This is a genomic window from Shewanella colwelliana (genome assembly GCF_001735525.1).
Lineage (GTDB): Bacteria > Pseudomonadota > Gammaproteobacteria > Enterobacterales > Shewanellaceae > Shewanella > Shewanella colwelliana.
In genome coordinates this window covers 123,611-142,997 of the sequence record NZ_MCBT01000015.1, presented here as the reverse complement: position 1 = coordinate 142,997, position 19,387 = coordinate 123,611, and the positions used below count along the sequence as shown (strand labels likewise).

The 19,387-nt window shown below is 47.0% G+C and carries 20 protein-coding genes; 9 read left to right on the top strand and 11 right to left on the bottom strand.

The annotated features are described in order from the left end of the window. The first annotated feature begins 86 nt into the window (after positions 1 to 86). The 5 genes from BEL05_RS06345 to BEL05_RS06325 all read left to right on the top strand — a co-directional run bounded on the left by BEL05_RS06345 (position 87) and on the right by BEL05_RS06325 (position 2,557). On the top strand, positions 87 to 290 hold the full coding sequence (locus tag BEL05_RS06345; protein WP_217629848.1) for a hypothetical protein: 204 nt from the start codon (positions 87 to 89) through the stop codon (positions 288 to 290). A gap of 34 nt (positions 291 to 324) precedes the next feature. Further along, a complete protein-coding gene (locus BEL05_RS06340; protein ID WP_069670633.1) occupies positions 325 to 870 on the top strand; it encodes a hypothetical protein in 546 nt (181 codons plus the stop codon). Positions 871 to 903: 33 nt separating this feature from the next. Beyond that, positions 904 to 1,533, top strand: coding sequence for a hypothetical protein (locus BEL05_RS06335; protein WP_069670632.1), 630 nt, complete (start codon positions 904 to 906; stop codon positions 1,531 to 1,533). After that, entirely contained in the window at positions 1,502 to 1,987 is a 486-nt protein-coding gene (locus BEL05_RS06330; RefSeq protein WP_245686953.1) for a DUF2937 family protein, read from the top strand. Before BEL05_RS06335 ends, BEL05_RS06330 begins: the two co-directional genes overlap by 32 nt. A 96-nt stretch (positions 1,988 to 2,083) precedes the next feature. Continuing rightward, positions 2,084 to 2,557: a peroxiredoxin gene (locus BEL05_RS06325; RefSeq protein ID WP_028763700.1), complete on the top strand. Its 474-nt coding sequence runs from the start codon at positions 2,084 to 2,086 to the stop codon at positions 2,555 to 2,557. 65 nt (positions 2,558 to 2,622) lie between these two features. On the opposite strand, the gene BEL05_RS06320 is transcribed toward BEL05_RS06325, so the two are convergent. The 5 genes from BEL05_RS06320 to ompR form a co-directional block, all read right to left on the bottom strand. Next, on the bottom strand, positions 2,623 to 3,474 hold the full coding sequence (locus tag BEL05_RS06320; protein WP_069670630.1) for a hypothetical protein: 852 nt from the start codon (positions 3,472 to 3,474) through the stop codon (positions 2,623 to 2,625). 85 nt (positions 3,475 to 3,559) lie between these two features. Beyond that, a complete protein-coding gene (locus tag BEL05_RS06315; RefSeq protein WP_069670629.1) occupies positions 3,560 to 5,527 on the bottom strand; it encodes a methyl-accepting chemotaxis protein in 1,968 nt (655 codons plus the stop codon). Positions 5,528 to 5,623: 96 nt separating this feature from the next. Beyond that, the gene (locus tag BEL05_RS06310) at positions 5,624 to 6,361 is read right to left on the bottom strand and encodes a response regulator (protein WP_028763697.1); all 738 of its coding nucleotides are present in this window, start codon (positions 6,359 to 6,361) and stop codon (positions 5,624 to 5,626) included. A 195-nt stretch (positions 6,362 to 6,556) separates the two neighbouring features. Further along, on the bottom strand, positions 6,557 to 7,867 hold the full coding sequence (envZ, locus tag BEL05_RS06305) for a two-component system sensor histidine kinase EnvZ (protein ID WP_069670628.1): 1,311 nt from the start codon (positions 7,865 to 7,867) through the stop codon (positions 6,557 to 6,559). 33 nt (positions 7,868 to 7,900) lie between these two features. Beyond that, positions 7,901 to 8,626 carry an osmolarity response regulator transcription factor OmpR gene (gene ompR / locus BEL05_RS06300; RefSeq protein ID WP_028763695.1) on the bottom strand — a complete coding sequence of 242 codons (726 nt, stop codon included), beginning with the start codon at positions 8,624 to 8,626 and terminating at the stop codon, positions 7,901 to 7,903. Between the two features lie 404 nt (positions 8,627 to 9,030). On the opposite strand from ompR, the gene greB reads away from it, so the two are divergent. From greB to BEL05_RS06285, 3 genes are all read left to right on the top strand, one after another. Beyond that, a complete protein-coding gene (gene greB / locus BEL05_RS06295; protein ID WP_028763694.1) occupies positions 9,031 to 9,525 on the top strand; it encodes a transcription elongation factor GreB in 495 nt (164 codons plus the stop codon). A 331-nt stretch (positions 9,526 to 9,856) separates the two neighbouring features. Further along, entirely contained in the window at positions 9,857 to 12,202 is a 2,346-nt protein-coding gene (locus BEL05_RS06290) for a Tex family protein (protein ID WP_069670642.1), read from the top strand. 214 nt (positions 12,203 to 12,416) lie between these two features. Continuing rightward, on the top strand, positions 12,417 to 14,399 hold the full coding sequence (locus BEL05_RS06285; protein ID WP_069670627.1) for an LTA synthase family protein: 1,983 nt from the start codon (positions 12,417 to 12,419) through the stop codon (positions 14,397 to 14,399). On the opposite strand, the gene BEL05_RS06280 is transcribed toward BEL05_RS06285, so the two are convergent. Beyond that, entirely contained in the window at positions 14,396 to 14,890 is a 495-nt protein-coding gene (locus BEL05_RS06280) for a hypothetical protein (protein WP_069670626.1), read from the bottom strand. The two genes, BEL05_RS06285 and BEL05_RS06280, sit on opposite strands and share 4 nt — an antisense overlap. Positions 14,891 to 14,948: 58 nt before the next feature. Beyond that, positions 14,949 to 15,725, bottom strand: a complete 777-nt coding sequence (gene bioH, locus BEL05_RS06275) for a pimeloyl-ACP methyl ester esterase BioH (RefSeq protein WP_069670625.1) — start codon at positions 15,723 to 15,725, stop codon at positions 14,949 to 14,951. A 241-nt stretch (positions 15,726 to 15,966) separates the two neighbouring features. Between bioH and BEL05_RS06270 the strand changes: the two genes are divergently transcribed. Further along, entirely contained in the window at positions 15,967 to 16,497 is a 531-nt protein-coding gene (locus BEL05_RS06270; RefSeq protein ID WP_245686952.1) for a ComF family protein, read from the top strand. Positions 16,498 to 16,515: 18 nt separating this feature from the next. On the opposite strand, the gene BEL05_RS06265 is transcribed toward BEL05_RS06270, so the two are convergent. The 4 genes from BEL05_RS06265 to BEL05_RS06250 form a co-directional block, all read right to left on the bottom strand. After that, positions 16,516 to 16,998 (bottom strand): MgtC/SapB family protein, encoded by a 483-nt coding sequence (locus BEL05_RS06265; RefSeq protein ID WP_028763689.1) that lies wholly within the window; start codon positions 16,996 to 16,998, stop codon positions 16,516 to 16,518. A 137-nt stretch (positions 16,999 to 17,135) separates the two neighbouring features. After that, complete coding sequence (locus tag BEL05_RS06260) at positions 17,136 to 17,336, bottom strand: helix-turn-helix transcriptional regulator (RefSeq protein ID WP_028763688.1); 201 nt, start codon at positions 17,334 to 17,336, stop codon at positions 17,136 to 17,138. Beyond that, positions 17,333 to 17,758, bottom strand: coding sequence for a hypothetical protein (locus BEL05_RS06255; RefSeq protein WP_069670641.1), 426 nt, complete (start codon positions 17,756 to 17,758; stop codon positions 17,333 to 17,335). Before BEL05_RS06255 ends, BEL05_RS06260 begins: the two co-directional genes overlap by 4 nt. A gap of 233 nt (positions 17,759 to 17,991) precedes the next feature. Further along, positions 17,992 to 19,194, bottom strand: coding sequence for a dicarboxylate/amino acid:cation symporter (locus BEL05_RS06250; protein WP_069670640.1), 1,203 nt, complete (start codon positions 19,192 to 19,194; stop codon positions 17,992 to 17,994). Positions 19,195 to 19,387 lie beyond the last annotated feature (193 nt).

Below are 19,387 nucleotides of genomic sequence, written 5' to 3'. Positions count from 1 at the left end.
TGACCGAAGCACAACAGCTCATGTTAATAGTCCAGGATGAAGTGCAGCTCGATGTGAAGAGTTTTTAGATAATAAAGATATCGGCTTTGTGCCGTGAACAGATGTTAGCCGAGATAAAAATCCACATCTTCCCGTTCACTAAATACGGCATCATGGTTGAGGGTAAAGAGATAAAATTGATGCCTGGAATGGCGGTGACCGCCGAAGTGCAAACGGGCAAGCGACGAATCATCGAGTTCTTTATGGCGCCGTTACTTAGATACCGGCAAGAGAGTATTAGGGAGCGTTAAGTATGAATTTCAACAATAACCTATCGAGGCGGCCATGATCGGCATTTTAACATTTATTTTTCTAATTTTTTTCGTGTTTTTTGTCCGTTGGTTTGCCAAGTGGTGCACTGAATTTGTGCCCGATGGCCCAGCGAAACGTTATAGCTTTTGGGGCGTGATAGCAGCATGTATGTTCATCCTCTTAGGCGATGAGGTCATAGGTGGTATTCAATTTGGTTACCTATGTTATGCAGGTCCCGGACTGGAAGTGTTAGTGGATGATCTTGAGGGACGAAAGGTAAAAACAACCTCCGAGAGGACAGAGCTCAATCTGACCCCAATAAAAATAACTGAAAATCTATATACAACTTATGACGTTGACACTAACGAGGTTGTCTTTAAATCGGTTGGGTATAACGGTTATGGCGGCTGGTTAGCGCATTGGATACATTTTAATAGCTTTAAGGATCCTTTCCTATTTGATGGTTACTGCGGGCTTGGTAGAGAAAAAAGGAAATTGATCGAACTGCATAATATGACAGATGTAAATTACACAAACCCTGTTGGGCAAAGTCTAGCGGAATTAAGAATTAAGAATTAAGAATTAAGAATTAAGAATAAGGGACTATAAATTATGAATATTACGGAAGCCTTCAAGAATGCATTACTTGCTGATGCGACTTATGCCATAAAGGGAAGTATAGCGACTGAACCAAGTACTTTATTGTCAGAACTTACCGAACGACTCGGTTCAAGCTTGGCCCACTATGTTGTCGATAACTTTGACATCGACTTCAATTCAATTATCAATACCAGCGAAATTCTCGGCTCAGGATTCGATGCCAGTGTCTGGACTGAAAAGGCCTCAGGTAAAACTACAGGTAAAACCTATGTGGCACTGCGAGGTACTGATTTTAATATACAAGACTTACTCACAGATAGTTATTTAGCTTTATCTGGCGGTGCACAAGATCAAATTGCCAGCATGGTTAACTGGTGGTTAGCCAGCACTACCCCAATTGGTGAACAAGCTCTTCAGATTAAATATCAGGTCACAACGACAACCAATTTCATTAATTGGGTGGAAGCACCATCGATTGAGGGAACAGGGACACTTGCAGGTGTTAACAATATTTCAGTGACCGGCCACAGTTTAGGCGGCCATTTGGCTTCGGCCTTTACCCGTTTATTTGGCGGCCAATGGAATATTGAGCATACCTCAACCTTTAATAGTGCCGGTTTTACAGGTTCCCGCTTTTGTTGACCAATATGGGCAACGTTTGCAAGCACATACCATAGAGGCCAAGCATAGCTTAGCGGAGTTTCAGCGTGATGCCGACCGTTTCTTTGATGGTGATATAGAAAAGCTGATTAGCCATTACCAACAAAACCCCGATGCGGTGATTAATGCGGGCGGTGAGAGTATTCATACAATTTACCTACGCTATCAACACTTAGACAGTGCGCTCAAGCAGTTTAATCAAACCGCCTACAGTGGCTTTCGGCAGGTGGCATTTGAGCCGTTAGCGGATATACGGAGCGAAGCGTGGCACAACTTTACCCACACTATTATGCTCGACAGCCGTGCGATGACTATTGGCTTAATGCTTGGGCTTTTACTGGCTATGCTGTGTGAATTGCTTTTGGTGGGCGCGGGTAAGTGTTGCGTGAGCGTGTATCGAGGCGTATTCAAGCCTAACGCCACCATCGAGGGTTAAAACAGAGAGTATCCACATGGTTAGTCAGTGTTTGTGGTGTTCATTTAGGGCTATGCTGTAACCCATTATTGATAATGTTACGTTAAGGATTGAGCAATGATCGAACAAGGACAAAAATTACCCGCCGCTACTTTAGGTCAGCTGACTGCAGATGGCATGGTCAACCATGATGTGAACGAACTGTTTGCCAATAAAAAGGTGGTGCTGTTTGCCGTGCCTGGCGCCTTTACCCCTACCTGCTCAGAAGCACACTTACCTGGTTTCGTGGTGCTTGCCGATGAATTTAAGGCCAAAGGGGTGGATATTATTGCCTGCGTATCGGTTAACGATGCCTTTGTGATGAAGGCGTGGGGCGACGCACAAAATGCCAGTGAGTTGATGATGTTAGCCGACGGCGATGCCAGTTTTACTAAGGCACTGGGGTTAGACATGGATACCGCCGGCTTTGGTGGGGTACGTTCACAGCGTTATGCTATGGTGATCGACAATGGCCTAGTCACGACCCTTAATGTTGAAGCGCCTAAAAGCTTTGAGGTCAGCAAGGCAGAAACCGTGCTGGCGGCGTTATAATTGGATTGATGTAAAAAAGGGAGTCTAGGCTCCCTTTTTTATGACGAATGCCTAAGAACAAGGCTTTAGAAGTAATGCACATATTCCATAGCGACACGGTACAAGGTGTCTTCAAAACCTAACAGGTCGACTTCGTAATCGCGGCTGATATATTGGCTAGTGAAGTGAAGCAAATTGTTCTCGTTGGCTAGTGGTGTCACCACCCCAAACGTGACTCGGTCCATGGTATAAAACTTATCAGCATCATAAGCCCAACGCCCATCGTAGCGGCTATAATTGGCGATAAGCTGAACACCTGTGTGGCCAAAGGTATAGCTGTTTTTCCACTCAAAAAAGTAGCCCATGCCTTGGCGTCCAAGCATCTCTTCGCCTTGTCCCATCTCTTCGCGTGGCCAATCGTCATCTTTCTCCTCTTCACTATACGCTAAGCCTAAAATCAGCCCGACATCGTAGAAGTTGGTTTGGCCAAAGCGGCGGTCCAGTGACAGGCCTGCAACGGCCAGTTGCTCAAACTCTTCTAGTTGCTGACTATTGTAGTGACCTTCGTAGCGGGCATGTATGCTAAGCAGGTACTCATTGTCTTGACCAAAGCTAGTGAAAGGGCGTTGATAGTTAAATTTGAGATCGGCAGAGTTACGAAATCTGTCTTCATCATATTTTTCAGAGTCGCGTTCATAGTAGTAAGTACCACGCACTCGAAAGTAGTTTTGATCGAGTTGATAGCTGTTGTTGTACCTGAGGTCATCCCAAATCAATGATATGCCACCGCCGCGTGACATTGAGCTAAATGCTGAATCTGGGTAGGATTCGAGACCTGCAATAATCGACGCTGCAAAAGGTGATTGTTCAGTTGAGGCAAATGCGGTGGTGCTCAAGCCTGCGAGAAGAAGGCTAGCAAAGAGTTGAGTGATTTTCATAAGGGATCCATCCGATGCAATTGTTATGATCATGCGATGATTATTCAAGCATATTAACACACTGCACGTTTAACATCAGGTGAGATTACGCTGCCTGAATTAATCTACTTTCATCTTTATTAACAATGCCTAAACTAGATTCGATGTCATCGACGCCTTGGGCTACTTCATTGGCGATCACCTCGCTTTGCGCTGCCGTTTGCAGCGCGTGGCGTTTAAGGCTCTCCATCGCCGTGGATAGGGCGTCTAAATGGTGCACTTGGTTGGTGCTATAGTCGCTGCCCTGTTTGGCCGTTTCTGTCATCTGTTGTGCTTGTTGCTGCACCGTTTGGGTAACCTGCCACAGAGTTTGTGCGCCTTGGGTCTGTTTTTGACTGGCATTTTCAATGCCTTTGACGCTGTTTTCTAGCTCACCGTTGGCGTGAGTTAACTGGCTCAGAATGGCCATGATCTCTTTGAGAGATATTTGGGTGCGTAGAGACAAACTGCGTACCTCATCGGCCACCACCGCAAAACCACGCCCCTGCTCACCTGCTCTGGCGGCTTCGATGGCTGCATTAAGGGCGAGTAAGTTGGTTTGTTCTGCGATGTTGCCAATGACGTCAATAATGGTTGATACATCACTGACCGAAGTACTTAAGCTTTGCAATGAGGTATGACATAGGTTTACCGCATGTTGGGTTTCTTCGGCTGCATACAATACCGCTTTGACCTCGGTTTGACTCGCCAACATCTGTTGCAACGTTTGCTGCGCGTTGGTTTCAACTTGGCGAGAGAGTTGGCTAACATCACGGGCTAATGTACGGACCTCTTCTGTTTGTGATTGGGCGGTGTCGACAATGCTCACTGTGATATCACTGCCTTGAGTTAGCTGAGTGATTCGCTGCACCAGCTGTGATAACGAAGCTGAAATAGCAGCAATTTTTGAACGTTGGTTTTCATCTTCAGCTTCAAATCGATCAAGCAGATTATTGAAGTGTCCGGCGATTTGTCCCGTTTCACAGCGTCGTTGTATGGTTAAGCGGTCACGGTTATTTGATTCGCTCAAACGCATAAAGGCCGTGTTTAAATGTTTGAGTGGCTTAACCACGCGCTGTTGTTGTAGCAGCAGATAGACTAAGGCAAAAAAGGCGAGCAGGCTCACGACCGTATATAAGATGTGTTGTAGGTTTTGTTTGAGGTGCTGATTTTGCGCCTGTTGAGCCAAACCTAGAGTGAGTAGTTGCTGTTCTACATCGGTAATGGCAGCCATCATGGCCGTTTGCGCTTGTTGGTTGCTTAGCAATAGATTATCGGTATTAGCGACCTCTTTGCGGTAGCGGGTGGTTAACGAGAGCAGCTCCGAGTAGTCGTTCTCGCCGATTTCAATCTGTTCTTCCTCTTCATCGCCTAAGGCAAATTCATCGGCGGCGACGATTTCGTATAGACCCAATAGTGGCAAATTGGCCAGCTTGTCATGCCATACCTCCAGTTGGTCAAGTTGCGTGCTTAATAGTGATTTTAAGCGTTGGTCTTTAGCTATTAAGTAGCCATCAGTGAGTTGAGAAAGTTGGTATACCAAAGGTGGCAGTTCGCGTGTTAGTGCCAGATATTGCAGGGCTAATTTGGGGTGTTGCTTAAGGCCTAAGTTGGCATATTCGGATAGTTGCTGATTGATGCTGAGCATCTCAGATTCCGCATGGGCAAGCAGCTGGCGAGGGTTACCAGCCAACTTGCCTGCCGCGCGAAATTGGCTATCGAGGTGGCTGATAAACTGTGCGATAGATTGTGAGAGTTGTACCGCGTCGTGATGAGAGATTTGGCCGATCTGCTGTTGAATGTCACTCAGCTGGAGTTTGGCATCATTGAGTTGTTGGCTGTTACCTGAAGTTAAATAGCCTTCGAGTTGGCGCCTTATCTCCACTAAAAAACGTTGCTGCGCCACAGACAATAAAGCGGTTTCCTGCTCTATGAGTTGCCGTTGTTGATTACTCCATATAACCACGGATGCCAGTAAAGCTGCCAGCAGTAATAGTGTGGCTGAAGCCCACAGCGATAACGTTGAAATTTTCATCATGACGCGCCAAGTTCCATTTTGCGCCAGCGTATTACGTCAAGGTTGCAGTTTAATGACAAGGGTCAGCTTGTCATGTTGACGGCTCGGTTAGGTTTAGCTCGCCATCGCTTTGCGCTTTATGCTATCGGGTATAAAAACGTAACCTAGACCCCATACCGTTTGGATAAAGTCTGGGTTCGTGGAGTCTATTTCAATAAGGCGTCGCAGGCGTGAGATCTGCACATCGATAGCGCGATTGGAGCATAGGTGCTCGCGGCCACGGGTCAAGGACGCCAGCTTTTCTCGAGACAGCGGCTCGGTGGGATGTTTAGCAAAAACTTGCATGATGGCAAACTCACTACTGGTTAGTGCTATGACGTTTTTGCCGCGATACATCTTGCGAGTAGAGAGGTTGAGAGTGAACTCGCCAAAATGGATCTCGTCGCTATTTTGCTTCGGAGTCAGGTTAACCCTAGGTGCTTTACGGCGGATCACCGCGTGGATTCGTGCCAGTAATTCACGTTGATTGCAGGGCTGCGGTAAAAAGTCATCGGCACCTATCTCCAAGCCTATGATGCGATCGATTTCATCACACTGGTTAGATTTGAGGACGATGGGAATATTGTTGTTGGCTTGTCGGAGTCGGCGACAGATAGCCAGCCCATCTTCACCATTGAGTTTGAGTTCGAGCAGTAATAAATGAAACGTGTCTTGTTCCAGCATACTGTCCATCTGTTTTCCATTGCTGGCACAAAAGACTTCAACACCTTGCTGGGTAAGATAAGCGCTAATCTCTGTTCTCGTATCGATATCGCCATCGACGATCAATACCTTAGATGATAACTCTACCATAAAGCATTCCTTTGTAATGGTCCGCAACTGCTTGCGTGATGCAAGTCATTCCTGATTGACTTGCATTGTGACTGATATCTCTATGTCATAGTTATGCCATGTGTAATGAGATATTAGTGTTGTAACATTTAGCAATGGGTAAATCAATAAATCATTATTTAACAGTTGATTAGCGTTTACTTATTCCTTTATAACTTATTCTAGGGGTAACCAAACTTGTGCGTGCAAACCACCTCCTTGGCGGTTGGTCAGTACCACTTTCCCCTGATGGCGATCGACAATCCGTTTGATTATCGCAAGGCCTAAACCTGAGCCAACACTGCCACGGGCGGTATCACCTTGAGTAAATGGCTGGAATAGATTGGGGATTTGCGCGCTTGGTATGCCGGGGCCATTATCTTCAACGCTAAAGCCGACTCGGCGTCCATCGTAGTAGGAACTGAGTTTGATCCAGCCATCACCATAACGGAAGGCATTTTCCACTAAGTTACTTAAAATGCGTTTAATGGCAACTGCTTGCATAGGGATCTCGGGGCAGTCAGCTAATTCAACAACTATCTGCCCCTCTCGGTTTGCTTCAGCTTGTGCCACATCTTCAATGAGTGCGTTGATCTGTCCCTGTTCACGTACGCTCTCCTGATCTTGCCTGATGTAGGCAATAAACTGATTGATAATGGCGTCCATATCTTCGATGTCATGGACTATGCCATCTTTTAGATACTGGTCTTCCTCAACCATCATCTCTGATGCTAAGCGAATACGGGTGAGAGGGGTGCGCAGATCATGGGAGATGCCAGCCATTAACAGTGCGCGGTCTTGCTCTAACTGCTGCATGCTCAGAGACATCTGATTGAAGGCATTGGTCACTTCGATAATTTCAGTAGAACCACTGGCTGGGAGCGGTTCTGGGTAGTCCCCGCGAGAAACGGATATGGCGGCACGTTGTAGCCGTTTGAGTGGCTTATTTTGCTTGCGAGCAAACCACCAACCGCCCGCGACACTGAGCGCGCCAATGACCATTAAATAAAGGGTAAGCGGCGATAAGCCAAATTCGTTAAACCCAGTGAGGGGAACCTTTATCCATACAGAGGGCGCCTGCGGGGGACGGATCCAAATTTCAAACTCTTTCCCCTGAGCGATGCGAACTTCAGCTTTTCCACCTAAGTGCTCCGACATTTGTGCTGACAGCAAGCTGTAATAAGTGGCACGTTCAATACCCGCTTCACGAGCTTGCTTTAGGTTGTAGATCTCCATGCCGTCGTCACGCACTTTTGCATTCAGCGCATCGACCATGGTTAAGTGCTCGCGGCCTACATCGATGCCATCGACAAACAGTAGCTTAACTTGGCGGGCAATCAGTTGGTTTATTTGTTGATAGGTAGGCTGAATAAAATAGACTGCCACCGAAAGGTAGGAGACCAGCTGATTCACCAGCAACAAAGAGCCAATCAGTAATACTGTTTGGCTAAATGCGCTGCGTGGCAGAAATCGTTTTAACCACTTCATTTATCGCGTTCCGACGCCTATTGGACGATGTGATTATCGACGTGCGGCACCATCTGGCACAAACACATAGCCGAGTCCCCAAACCGTTTGAATATAGCGAGGGTTAGCAGCATCTTTTTCGATAAGTCGGCGTAGACGTGAAACTTGCACATCGATGGAGCGTTCGAGCGCAGAGTAGTCGCGGCCACGAGCAAGGTTCATTAATTTGTCGCGCGAGAGTGGTTCTCTAGGGTGGCTTACTAAGACCTTGAGAACGGCAAATTCGCCACTGGTCAAAGAGATCGCCTCTTCACCATGATACATTTCGCGAGTCGCTAAGTTGAGGGTAAATTCGCCGAAACTAATCTCCTCCTCTTGCTGGGTCGGTGCACCTGGAACTTCTGGGGATTGACGACGCATAACCGCCTTGATTCTGGCCAATAGCTCTCGGGGATTAAAGGGTTTCGGCAGATAATCATCAGCGCCTAACTCTAAGCCGATAATACGGTCTACTTCGTCACCTTTGGCAGTTAGCATTACAATGGGAATGGTGTTGCCATTTTGACGTAAGCGGCGACAGATAGATAAACCATCCTCGCCAGGCAGCATGAGATCTAATACCAGTAAGTGAAAGTTTTCACGTTCGAGTAATCTATCCATCTGCTCGGCATTAGCGGCACTTCGAACCTGATAACCCTGTTCCATCAGGTAACGCTCTAGTAAGGCTCTGAGCCTCATATCATCATCGACGACGAGAATCTTAGAGGTTTCTTGTCCCATGCTTTTTATCCCTTATTTCAGTGCGAGAGGCCAATAAAAGCCCCCCCAACTTGCTGATATTCATTATTAATTTTATATGCTCGCTTAATATAGCTGTTTTGCCGCTTAAAAGACTAGCGCAACTTTTTGTTCGCGAGGCAAATGAAACAAATTTTACATCCTGATGCATTATTTAATGCACTGAAAATTATAGCTTATTATCCAAATGTTTCCTGAAAAAAGCTAAATTGTAACTAAATCGGAATTGAATAAACCGATTGTAAATCGTGATTTGAAATTGAATCTGCTCAGGTTTGCGGGGGATTCGCCTGCTATTGCACCGCTAGGCTATTGTCTTTATCAGTGTGCTATAGGTATTATCTGGCCACGAATGGCAAGCAATACCGCTGCAATGCAAGAGAGTCATGTCAGAAAATACTAAAGCTATGCTGATCACCCGTGAAGGGTGGCAAACGCTCGACAGAGAGCTGAAATACTTGTGGAAAGAGTACCGCCCTGAGATCACTAAAAAGGTCCAAGAAGCGGCGGCGCAGGGTGACCGTAGTGAAAATGCGGATTACACCTATAACAAGCGGCTACTAAGACAAATTGACAGCCGGGTGCGTTACTTGGTCAAACGAGTAGAGGATTTACAGATTGTTGATTATTCGCCTCAGCAAGAGGGGAAAGTGTTTTTTGGTGCTTGGGTGGAGTTAGAAAACGAAGCCGGTGATCTGGTTCGTTATCGCATTGTGGGTAAAGATGAGCTGGACACTAAGCTTGGTTATATCACTATTGATTCTCCAATGGCTCGCGCTTTGATTGGCAAACAAGTTGACGACGAAGTCGTGGTGAGAACGCCTGCTGGCAACAAAGAGTGGTACGTCAATAAGATTCAATATAAGGCCTTTGACACCTAAGCCACTTATCTTTTTTAACTTATATAGTCTTTCGCTTTGGGCTTAATAGCGCTCGGCCATTGATGTTGAGCAGGGCAGACGGCATTAGGTCGAAGTGCCGCCTCTTATCAAGCCAGCGACGCAGAGCAAAACCTGCAAAAGCTCAAGGGTCGCACAAGTTTCCGAAACCGGCTGACGAAAAGTGGCAGCAATGTTGCCTTAAAGCGGTCGCTATCATTGATAACAGAAAGCCTGTATTAACAGGCTTTCATCATTTTTGAGAGGGCAATAGCGTACAACTTCGGCTATGCCTGTGTTATCTTTGGCGACACTGAAATCTATCAATCTAGGCATGACGTATTCTATGCACAATATTGCACAAATCATCGCTCAGGAACTCGACGTTCGCGAGCAGCAAGTGACCGCAACCATTACGCTATTGGATGACGGCGCAACAGTCCCTTTTGTGGCGCGCTATCGTAAGGAGGTCACAGGTGGTTTAGATGATACCCAGTTACGCACACTCTATAGTCGCTTGGGCTACCTGCGCGAACTCAATGATAGGCGCAAGGTGATTCTGTCTAGCATTGACACCCAGGGGAAGTTAACACCCGCATTACAGGCTGCCATTAACGGTGCCGACAGTAAAACACGTCTTGAAGATCTGTATCTTCCATTTAAGCCGAAGCGTCGCACTAAAGGTCAGATTGCGATTGAAGCGGGTATTGAGCCATTAGTCGATAGGTTATTGAACGACCGCCAAGCCAATATTGAGGCTGTTGCCAGCGAATTTATCAATAAAGCTGCCGGCTTTGATGATTACAAAGCCGTACTCGACGGCGCGCGCTTTATTCTGATGGAACGATTTGCCGAAGATGCAGAGTTGCTGCAAAAAGTACGTCGTCACCTAACGGGCTGCGCGGTACTGGAAAGCCGTTTAGTCAAAGGCAAAGAGAAAGAGGGAGCTAAGTTCAGAGATTACTTTGAACACACTGAAAAGTTGACCCAAATTCCATCGCATCGTGCATTAGCTATGCTGCGCGGTCGTAATGAAGGGGTGTTGAGTATCAGTATGAATGCCGACCCCGATACTGAGGCTAAACAGGGCAGTTATTGCGAAGTGATTATCGGTGAACACTTTAACCTCAAACTGACTGATAGCGATGTCGATCAATGGCTTAAGCAGGTTGTGACTGCTACGTGGCGGATTAAAGTTGCGTTGCAGATGGAGACTGAATTTATTAGTAAGCTTAGAGAGCGTGCCGAATCTGAAGCGATAAACGTATTTGCGCGTAATTTGGGCGACCTGCTTATGGCGGCACCTGCGGGGGCTAAGGCGACATTAGGTTTAGATCCTGGCCTTCGTACTGGCGTGAAAGTGGCTATTGTTAATAACACCGGCAAGTTGGTGGCTCATTCCACTATTTTCCCTCACGCGCCACAAAATCAGTGGGAGAAATCACTGCGCACTCTGTCTAATCTAGTCAAAATGCACAAGGTTGAGCTGATTGCGATTGGTAATGGTACCGCCTCGCGTGAAACCGATAAGCTGGCCGGTGAGTTGATTGCCACTGTGAAAGCAGAGATGCCACACCTGACTAAGATCATGGTGAGCGAAGCGGGGGCATCGGTCTATTCGGCGTCTGAGTTAGCCGCGGAAGAGTTCCCTGAGTTGGATGTCTCTATTCGAGGTGCGGTGTCTATCGCACGTCGCCTGCAAGACCCTTTGGCGGAGCTGGTTAAGATTGAGCCTAAATCAATTGGTGTGGGCCAATATCAGCATGATGTGAGCCAGAGTCAGTTGTCCCAGTCGCTTGAGGCCGTGGTCGAAGATTGCGTAAATGGCGTAGGTGTTGACTTGAATATGGCCTCAATGCCACTGCTGGCACAAGTGGCAGGATTAAATAAAACCTTAGCGCGTAATATCGTCGAGTATCGTGACCAGCATGGGCAATTCTCTAGTCGTAAGCAGCTGCTCAAGGTTGCCCGTCTCGGGCCGAAAGCGTTTGAACAAGCGGCGGGGTTCTTGCGTATTGCTGATGGTGATAACCCACTCGATGGCAGTGCTGTTCATCCTGAGGCTTATGCGTTGGTTGAATCTATTGCCAAGGCACAACAACAAGCCGTTGATAGTTTGATCGGCAACAGCGATCTCTTAAAACAAGTCGATGCCAAAGCCTTTGTTACAGAGGCGTTTGGTTTGCCAACTATTACCGATATCTTGGCTGAGCTAGATAAACCTGGACGCGATCCACGTGGTGAGTTTAAAACCGCCGTATTTAAAGAGGGCGTGGAGGAGGTGAAGCACCTCAAGCCTGAAATGATCCTAGAAGGAGTGGTGACTAACGTTACTAATTTTGGTGCCTTTGTGGATGTTGGGGTGCATCAAGATGGGTTAGTGCATATCTCATCACTTACCGACAAGTTTGTTAGCGATCCCCATACCGTGGTTAAAGCGGGTGATGTGGTGAAAGTCAAAGTGATGGAAGTCGATGTTGAACGCAAGCGGATTAGCTTAAGTATGCGCCTCGATGAGAAGTTGTCAGATAAAGCCAATTTGCCAAGACCTGCCCAGAACAAAACTCATAAAGGTGGACAAGGTAAGCCGCAGAAGTCTTTTAACAAGCAAGCGAAGGCGCCAGCCAATGCGGCCATGGGCAATGCGTTTGCCGATGCATTCGCGAAATTGAAAAAGTAGGGCTGCCAGAAAAGTTAAAGCCGAGTCATGATGACTCGGCTTTTTTGTCTCTCATCGTGGTGAATGAGTCTTGTCCGTTCTTCTTTTTAGCTTTCCTTTTACAATTTTAGAACTTCTTGTTTGTTTCTATGTCAAACTGTCACAGACAGTAACACCAATAAAAAAGTGCTCCGTCTCGAGAGCGTAAAATAACAAATATATTGCTAGGAAAATCATGAGTAAATTAGCATTTAGTTCTAAATTAGGGCCATTTCGTGCCATTATTTATTTTGGCTTGATAGCACTTGCTATCACCACCTTAAGCCGCATTGGCTTAGGTGTTTGGCAGGCCGATCGGGTTGCAGCGGTTGATGGTTGGTCCCATCTGTTGATTCAAGGCTTGCGTGTCGACTTTGCGACACTGTGCTGGTTATGGGGTGTCGCGGCACTAGGCACCGCAATTTTTAGTGGCGATCACTTCGTTGGAAGACGTTGGAATCAGTTGCTGAGAGTCTGGCTGACCCTTGGGCTGTGGTTAATGGTTTTTTTGGAAATTTCAACGCCCTCGTTTATTGAAGAATATGGCTTACGTCCAAACCGTCTCTATATCGAATATTTAATCTATCCCAAAGAAGTTATCTCTATGCTTTGGGCTGGACGTAAAGGCGAGCTGCTTTTAGGTTTTCTGGTCAGTAGTGTCACCTTGTGGGGCGGCTGGAGATTAAGTGGCCACTTACTACGACATGTCACTCAGCCACGTTGGTTATGGCGCCCTGTTCTCGCACTGCTAGTGATTGTTATTACCTTATTAGGGGCCAGATCGAGTTTGGGGCATCGTCCGCTGAACCCCGCTATGGTTGCATTTGCCGATGATCCACTCGTTAATAGCTTGGTGATTAACTCCTCCTATTCACTGTTTTTCGCTATCGATCAGATGAGCAATGAAGATAATGCCGCTAAGGTTTATGGCAAGCTTGAGAAACAACTGATCATTGATACGGTTCGCAAGGAGAGTGGCCGTCCACTTGAGGCGTTTACCTCAGAGACCTTGCCGAGTGTGACGTACAACCCGGCGACTTATCAGGGCAAGCCCAAAAATCTAGTGATTATTTTACAAGAAAGTTTAGGGGCGCGTTTTGTGGGTCACCTCGGCGGGTTGCCTTTGACCCCAGAAATTGATGCATTAGCGCAACAAGGTTGGGCCTTTGACAACCTCTATGCCACCGGCACGCGTTCGGTACGTGGAATTGAAGCGGTTACCACTGGGTTTACCCCCACACCAGCGCGTTCGGTGGTCAAGCTAGGTAAAAGCCAAACTAATTTCTTTACTATTGCAGATCTGCTTAAGCAACGCGGCTATGAAACACAATTTGTTTATGGTGGCGAGAGTCATTTTGACAATATGAAGAGCTTTTTCTTAGGCAATGGCTTTAGCAATATTGTGGATGAAAAGAGTTATAAAAACCCAGAGTTTGTTGGTTCTTGGGGGGTATCGGATGAGGACTTAATGCGCCGTGCTAACCAAGAGTTTGAACAGTTCCATCAGCAAGGTAAGCCGTTTTTTAGCTTAGTGTTCAGTTCGAGTAATCATGATCCATTTGAGTTTCCTGATGACCGTATCTCTCTTTATGAAGAGCCAAAGCAGACACGTAATAATGCGGCTAAGTATGCGGACTACGCTGTGGGTGAGTTCTTTAGGTTAGCCAAGAATGCCAACTACTGGAAGGACACCATTTTTGTCATTGTGGCTGACCATGACAGCCGTGTGGGCGGTGCCGATTTGGTGCCGATATCACGCTTTAGGATCCCTGGTATTATCTTAGGTGATGGCATTACTCCTAAAAAGGATGAGCGAGTGGTTAGCCAGATCGATCTGGCCCCCACTTTACTGTCACTGATGGGCGTCTCGGCTAGCTATCCTATGTTGGGGTACGATTTAACTCAGGTTGCTGACGATTGGCCTGGGCGTGCGTTAATGCAGTATGACAAGAATATGGCCTATGTACGGGGAGATAATGTGGTGATCTTACAGCCTGATCGCGCCCCTTCTGGGTTTAAATATGATTTCGCTTCACAGAAGCTATCGCACAATGAGCAACCAGATGAGATGAAGCAGGCGGCACTGGCTTGGGCACTGTGGGGCAGCATGGCTTATCAACAACAACTCTATCAAACTCCACCGTTGGCACAGCCTACAGAGCAAACGACCTCGCCTTAGATAAAGGTCGATAACGCAGGTTCGCCCTTGGGGTGAGCCTGTTGCTGATAGAAGTGTGACACATGAGCGGCGACCGTCTCATAAAATGAACTGGATTGTTCTGGCTGGGTAGTCGGTGCCTTAGTTAGAACTGGGCGAGGTTCGGCTTGTGGGCTGCGAATATCTCGCCGTGCAAGTGCAGGTTTCATCATCAGTGGTCGAATGATGGCTGGTGCGGCTTGTTGCGCCTGATTTTGCTGCTGTTTACCCTCTTGCTGTTGTTGACCCGCTCCCTGCTGTTTGGCCTGCACCTTTTCATTGAGCTTTGCTTGAATATGGGCTTGATCGGCGCTGCGCTCATTTTGCGGATTAAATGAGCGCTCTTCATGGCTTTTAGCCAGCTGCGGGGCGGGGATGATAGGTGGTCGCTGCTGACTTTCTACCCGTGCAGAGTCGGTCGCGGCATTGGTTGTCGCGATGGGGACCTGAGGATAGTTGGTGACCACTAACATAGTTTAACTCCAGCTGTAATGCTTAAATAATAAACAATTTTTCAACTAAGTTAAAGTGCTATCTAGGCAAGGTTGCCAGCCAATCAGTCATACCGGTTACAAATTCGCGCTTGTGTGAGAAAAACGGCGCATGAGAGGCTTTAGGCAATACCAGATCGCTAAAGGCTGCCTTAGTTGGCATCAATGGCTGTACTCGACGTGAGACCAACCCGTCTAAGCGTCCCCATACTCGAAACCAAGGCAGTGTTAGCTCATTGAGCTGCGGCCTTAAGTCGACATCGGTCAGCATGGCTAACCCTTGTTTTAACGCAGTTGCATCGGGTAACGGTTTTGCCATCACCAGATCCCTGAGTTGCTTGATATCTTGCTTGGCTGTTTCACTACCCATGGCTTGAATCGCCAAAAAACGCTCGACCATTTTACCTAAGTCGCGGTCTAACTGGTTGCCAAATTGCTCTAAAACCTGTGGTGGAATACCTGGCCAGCCCTCATCATCTCGAGCCATAAAGCAGGGTGATGAAGCGATAGTGACTAGCGCCACGACCTGCTTGGGATAGCGCAGCGCTGCACGGGTGGCGATTAAGCCCCCTAGTGACCAACCTACCCATATTGCCTGCGACGGAACCTGCGCCATAATGTAGTCAACCCAAGTATCTAGGTCTCCCTCTATGGCTGAACTGTTACCAAACCCTGGCAGATCCACATAGTGAATTTGGTAGTTTTGCATTACATCATGGAGCGGATTAAACACGGCACTGTTAACGCCCCAGCCATGGAGCATGACGATTGGTCGGCCTTGTCCTATAGTTTCAATATGCAAGGATTGCTGAGTCACTAAAATGCCCTTATCTAAATGGAATTTATCTTGGTGGAAACGTTGGCGACAACTGCCGCATGTTGTACACACCTTATTGCTCGCTAGTCTACCTAATCGGTGTTTGATCTGCCATCAGCAGGTGAACCCTCCTCATCACGGGATCTGTCATATCAGCTTGACTGCCAGCCTCTATGCCGAGCCGACCTGTCTTGGCTGTGGGAGAGCCCTAGTGATACAACAGCGCTATTGTGGATCTTGTATGGCAAATGCCCCGTTGGTGGTTGTGGCGCCATGCAGTTATCACGATGGAGTGGGTGAATATGTTGCCGCGATGAAGTATCAAGGGCAATTTGCAATACTGCATGCGTTAGTGACTGCTTTAATAGAGCGTCTTGAGGCGCTTGAAGCTGAAGGGATAGTCGAGCGGCCTCAAGTATTATTACCTGTGCCGTTACATTCAAGCCGCTTACGTGAGCGTGGGTTTAATCAAGCTTGGATTATAGCCAAGACTTTGAGTCAGCGGTTACAGATTCCGCTTGTCGATGATGCCGTAATGCGGGTGGCTAATACCCGTCCACAGGCGGGATTAACGGGTAAACAGCGACGTAGAAACCTAGAGGGAGCTTTTACATTAAAGCGTCACTTTCACTACCAACGCGTGGCAATTATTGATGATGTGGTCACCACAGGAACCACTGCCAACGCACTAGCCAAACTGTTTGAGTCGCGCTATATCCATGTACAAGTGTGGTGCCTCGCAAGGGCGGAAGCCCCACACTTGCGTGATTAGCAGCGCGCTCATCCTAGGCTAGTAGCCGTTACGTCGCCAGTTACGGTACTTGGTATGCACGCCGCGCGTAAAGGCTGAAGAGTATTCTTCGAGCAGATCGACACCATAAAGGATAGATACCACTATGAGCGAAAGTTTAATGGCTATCCAAGGATCGATCACGGCAATGCAGACACCGATGGCAGCCAAAGACCATATCGCTGCCGCAGAAGTGACGCCTACGACAACTCCCTCTTTCGCTAACATGACCCCTGCACCGAGGAAGCCTATTCCCGTCACCACTTGACCAATAATCCTTGAGGGATCAGACATGCTGGTGGCGACTGACATTGATGCGGTAATAAATATATAAGTACCTAATACAATTAGCGATGAGGTTCTAATACCGACGGGTTTTCCACGAAGCTGTCGTTCCAAACCGATAATAATACCGCAGGCAATAGCACAACCTAAAGACTCCCAGGTAAAAGGAGCGATTGTAAACAAGGTGTCAATATTCATGCCGGTAAAACCCTATAGAGTGACCAATATAACCGCTCACTACACGGTCTTGTCGCGATGAGAGAGCGGGAAAATTTTCGGCGATTTTAGTTTAAAACATTTAGCTGTCAATAGGATTTTGAGTCGTTGGAGTGCAATTACATTGACTGACTGTCATCGAAAATCTCTTCGATAGGCAGTTGGAACAATTTGGCTATTTTAAAGGCTAGCGGCAAACTGGGATCGTACTTATCTTTTTCTATCGCATTAATTGTTTGTCGTGAGACGTCGAGTTGGCCAGCAAGATCGGCCTGGGTCCAGTTGCGCTGAGTGCGCAATAGTTTGAGTTGATTCTTCATCCGTAACGTACTCTGCCTGAGATAATGCCTACCATATAAGTGATGGCGAGGGTGACGATTAAATAAGAGGCTTTGAGATCGGGAAGGATATTAGCGATGTCCAGTACCGAATATGATGAAAAGCCAACGATCGTCACGCCCACCGCTAACGCCAGTGCATCCAGCTGTATTTTGCGCTCCATCTCATCGAGTTGGGTTAAAAAGCGCTTGAAGGCCAGTGTCATCAAGATACCTATGCTGCTGTGCAGGATAAACAGGGTGGCAATTAACCAAGTGGCTGGTACCGGTGTTAGCTTTAATAGGTAAGTGGTCAACACTAAGCTCCCCGCCCACATTAGTGCCAAAAGGTTAACTTTGTTGGCATTTTTAATATCTCTGGCTGGCAGTCCTTTGGCACAAATTGCATCGAATATGTTTTTCATCATAACGTCCCTCTTAGTGGCTTTAAAAGTAAAGCTTATTTGACATTAAAGGTAGTGTTTAACTAAACTCGTGTCAAGTGTGTTTTACATAAAGATTGGTTTGCTTTACATTTTTTGGTAGCAAAAGTAGCGTGGCATCTTAGCGGGAGAGCGGCAGCTTATTGTGGGAGTTATGCTGTGAGGAAACTGGGTGGACACGTATTCGCTAGCGTCCACCCAGTGTTTAGCTGTCATTATTTGCCTTGAGTATATTTATCCATGATGAGGGCACAGGCGGCGTCACCCGTGATATTGAGTGAAGTTCTGATCATGTCAAAGATACGGTCGAGTGCGAACAAAAGAGGTAAGCCATCGATGGGAATTCCTGCTGCAAGCAGTACTGCCACGACTAAAAATGAAGGGCCAGGTACACCCGCTTGGCCGATTGCCCCTAAGGTGGAAGTGAAAACAATTGCGGCATAGGCTGTAATCGAAAGATCGATGCCATACATTTGTGCAAAAAACATAGCGACTAGGCCGTAATAGATAGCGTTACCACTCATGTTTATGGTTGCACCAAGCGGCAGCACAAAAGAGGCAGTGGCTTTAGAAACTTTGAGCTCGTTCTCGCAGGTTTCCATATTAACTGGCAGTGTTGCCATCGAGGAAGCCGTAGACAGCGCCATTACCTGAGGCTTTTTCATGGCTGAGATGAATTGCTTGGCACTAACCTTAGAAAATAGCTGTACTATCAGTGGGAAGAAGAGAAAGCCGTAAATTAAAATGGCTGCCACAAAGACGGCAAATAACTTAAACACTACTTCTAAAGCATCAAAGCCAAAGGTACCAACAGAGTCTGCCATCAGGCCAAATACCCCAATAGGAGCAATGAGCATCACGCAGTTAATCATCCATACAAACGCATCGACGATAGTGTTAAGCGTAGCGAGGATGGGTTTAGCTCCGTCACCCTTTACTTTGGTGAGTGCGATACCGAAGAAGATACTAAATACCAATATTTGCAGTATGTTACCCCCGGTTAACGATTCAAACACATTGGTGGGGATCATGCCGATAAAGGTATCCATGACACCGGGTAGCGCACCATGTTCATTGGTGACCACCATCAAATTTTGACCCGAATGGGCGCTAAATTCTATGCCGCTACCAGGTTTAAATAGGTTACCCATGAACAATGCCAATGAGACTGCGATGCCTGAGGTGACAATAAAAAATCCAAACGTGCCGATACCGATTTTTCCAGCTGACGGGCTGTCGCCAAGACTTGCCGCACCAGAGATGATGGACACTAACACCAGCGGGATGACTAACATCTTGATTAGGTGAATGAAGATGGTGCCGAGTGGTGCAAAGATGCTGGCATCTTCCCCCATGATAAAGCCGACCAGAGCACCGATGATCATGGCGATCACCACCTGTACGCCGATATTGCGCATGAGTTTGTTCGTTTTATTCGCCACGTTGGCCTCTTAGTTAACTGAGCAGTGAATTGGGTAAAAGTATAGGGTTAAAGTTGATGACTTTGGCGGCGTTAAACTAGCATGTTGCCGATATAGAAATTGTGAATAGGTGCGGATCCTTCATTTAATTATGGTAAAGATCGGTTTTATGCTGAATTTATTATGCTAT

Bases quoted from the DNA above. Each gene is read 5' to 3' on its own strand.
- BEL05_RS06340 (WP_069670633.1), top strand. From the start codon at position 325: ATGATCGGCATTTTAACATTTATTTTTCTAATTTTTTTCGTGTTTTTT.
- BEL05_RS06335 (WP_069670632.1), top strand. From the start codon at position 904: ATGAATATTACGGAAGCCTTCAAGAATGCATTACTTGCTGATGCGACT.
- BEL05_RS06325 (WP_028763700.1), top strand. From the start codon at position 2,084: ATGATCGAACAAGGACAAAAATTACCCGCCGCTACTTTAGGTCAGCTG.
- BEL05_RS06320 (WP_069670630.1), bottom strand. From the start codon at position 3,474: ATGAAAATCACTCAACTCTTTGCTAGCCTTCTTCTCGCAGGCTTGAGC.
- BEL05_RS06315 (WP_069670629.1), bottom strand. From the start codon at position 5,527: ATGAAAATTTCAACGTTATCGCTGTGGGCTTCAGCCACACTATTACTG.
- BEL05_RS06310 (WP_028763697.1), bottom strand. From the start codon at position 6,361: ATGGTAGAGTTATCATCTAAGGTATTGATCGTCGATGGCGATATCGAT.
- envZ (WP_069670628.1), bottom strand. From the start codon at position 7,867: ATGAAGTGGTTAAAACGATTTCTGCCACGCAGCGCATTTAGCCAAACA.
- ompR (WP_028763695.1), bottom strand. From the start codon at position 8,626: ATGGGACAAGAAACCTCTAAGATTCTCGTCGTCGATGATGATATGAGG.
- greB (WP_028763694.1), top strand. From the start codon at position 9,031: ATGTCAGAAAATACTAAAGCTATGCTGATCACCCGTGAAGGGTGGCAA.
- BEL05_RS06290 (WP_069670642.1), top strand. From the start codon at position 9,857: ATGACGTATTCTATGCACAATATTGCACAAATCATCGCTCAGGAACTC.
- BEL05_RS06285 (WP_069670627.1), top strand. From the start codon at position 12,417: ATGAGTAAATTAGCATTTAGTTCTAAATTAGGGCCATTTCGTGCCATT.
- BEL05_RS06280 (WP_069670626.1), bottom strand. From the start codon at position 14,890: ATGTTAGTGGTCACCAACTATCCTCAGGTCCCCATCGCGACAACCAAT.
- BEL05_RS06270 (WP_245686952.1), top strand. From the start codon at position 15,967: ATGGCAAATGCCCCGTTGGTGGTTGTGGCGCCATGCAGTTATCACGAT.
- BEL05_RS06265 (WP_028763689.1), bottom strand. From the start codon at position 16,998: ATGAATATTGACACCTTGTTTACAATCGCTCCTTTTACCTGGGAGTCT.
- BEL05_RS06260 (WP_028763688.1), bottom strand. From the start codon at position 17,336: ATGAAGAATCAACTCAAACTATTGCGCACTCAGCGCAACTGGACCCAG.
- BEL05_RS06255 (WP_069670641.1), bottom strand. From the start codon at position 17,758: ATGAAAAACATATTCGATGCAATTTGTGCCAAAGGACTGCCAGCCAGA.
- BEL05_RS06250 (WP_069670640.1), bottom strand. From the start codon at position 19,194: ATGCGCAATATCGGCGTACAGGTGGTGATCGCCATGATCATCGGTGCT.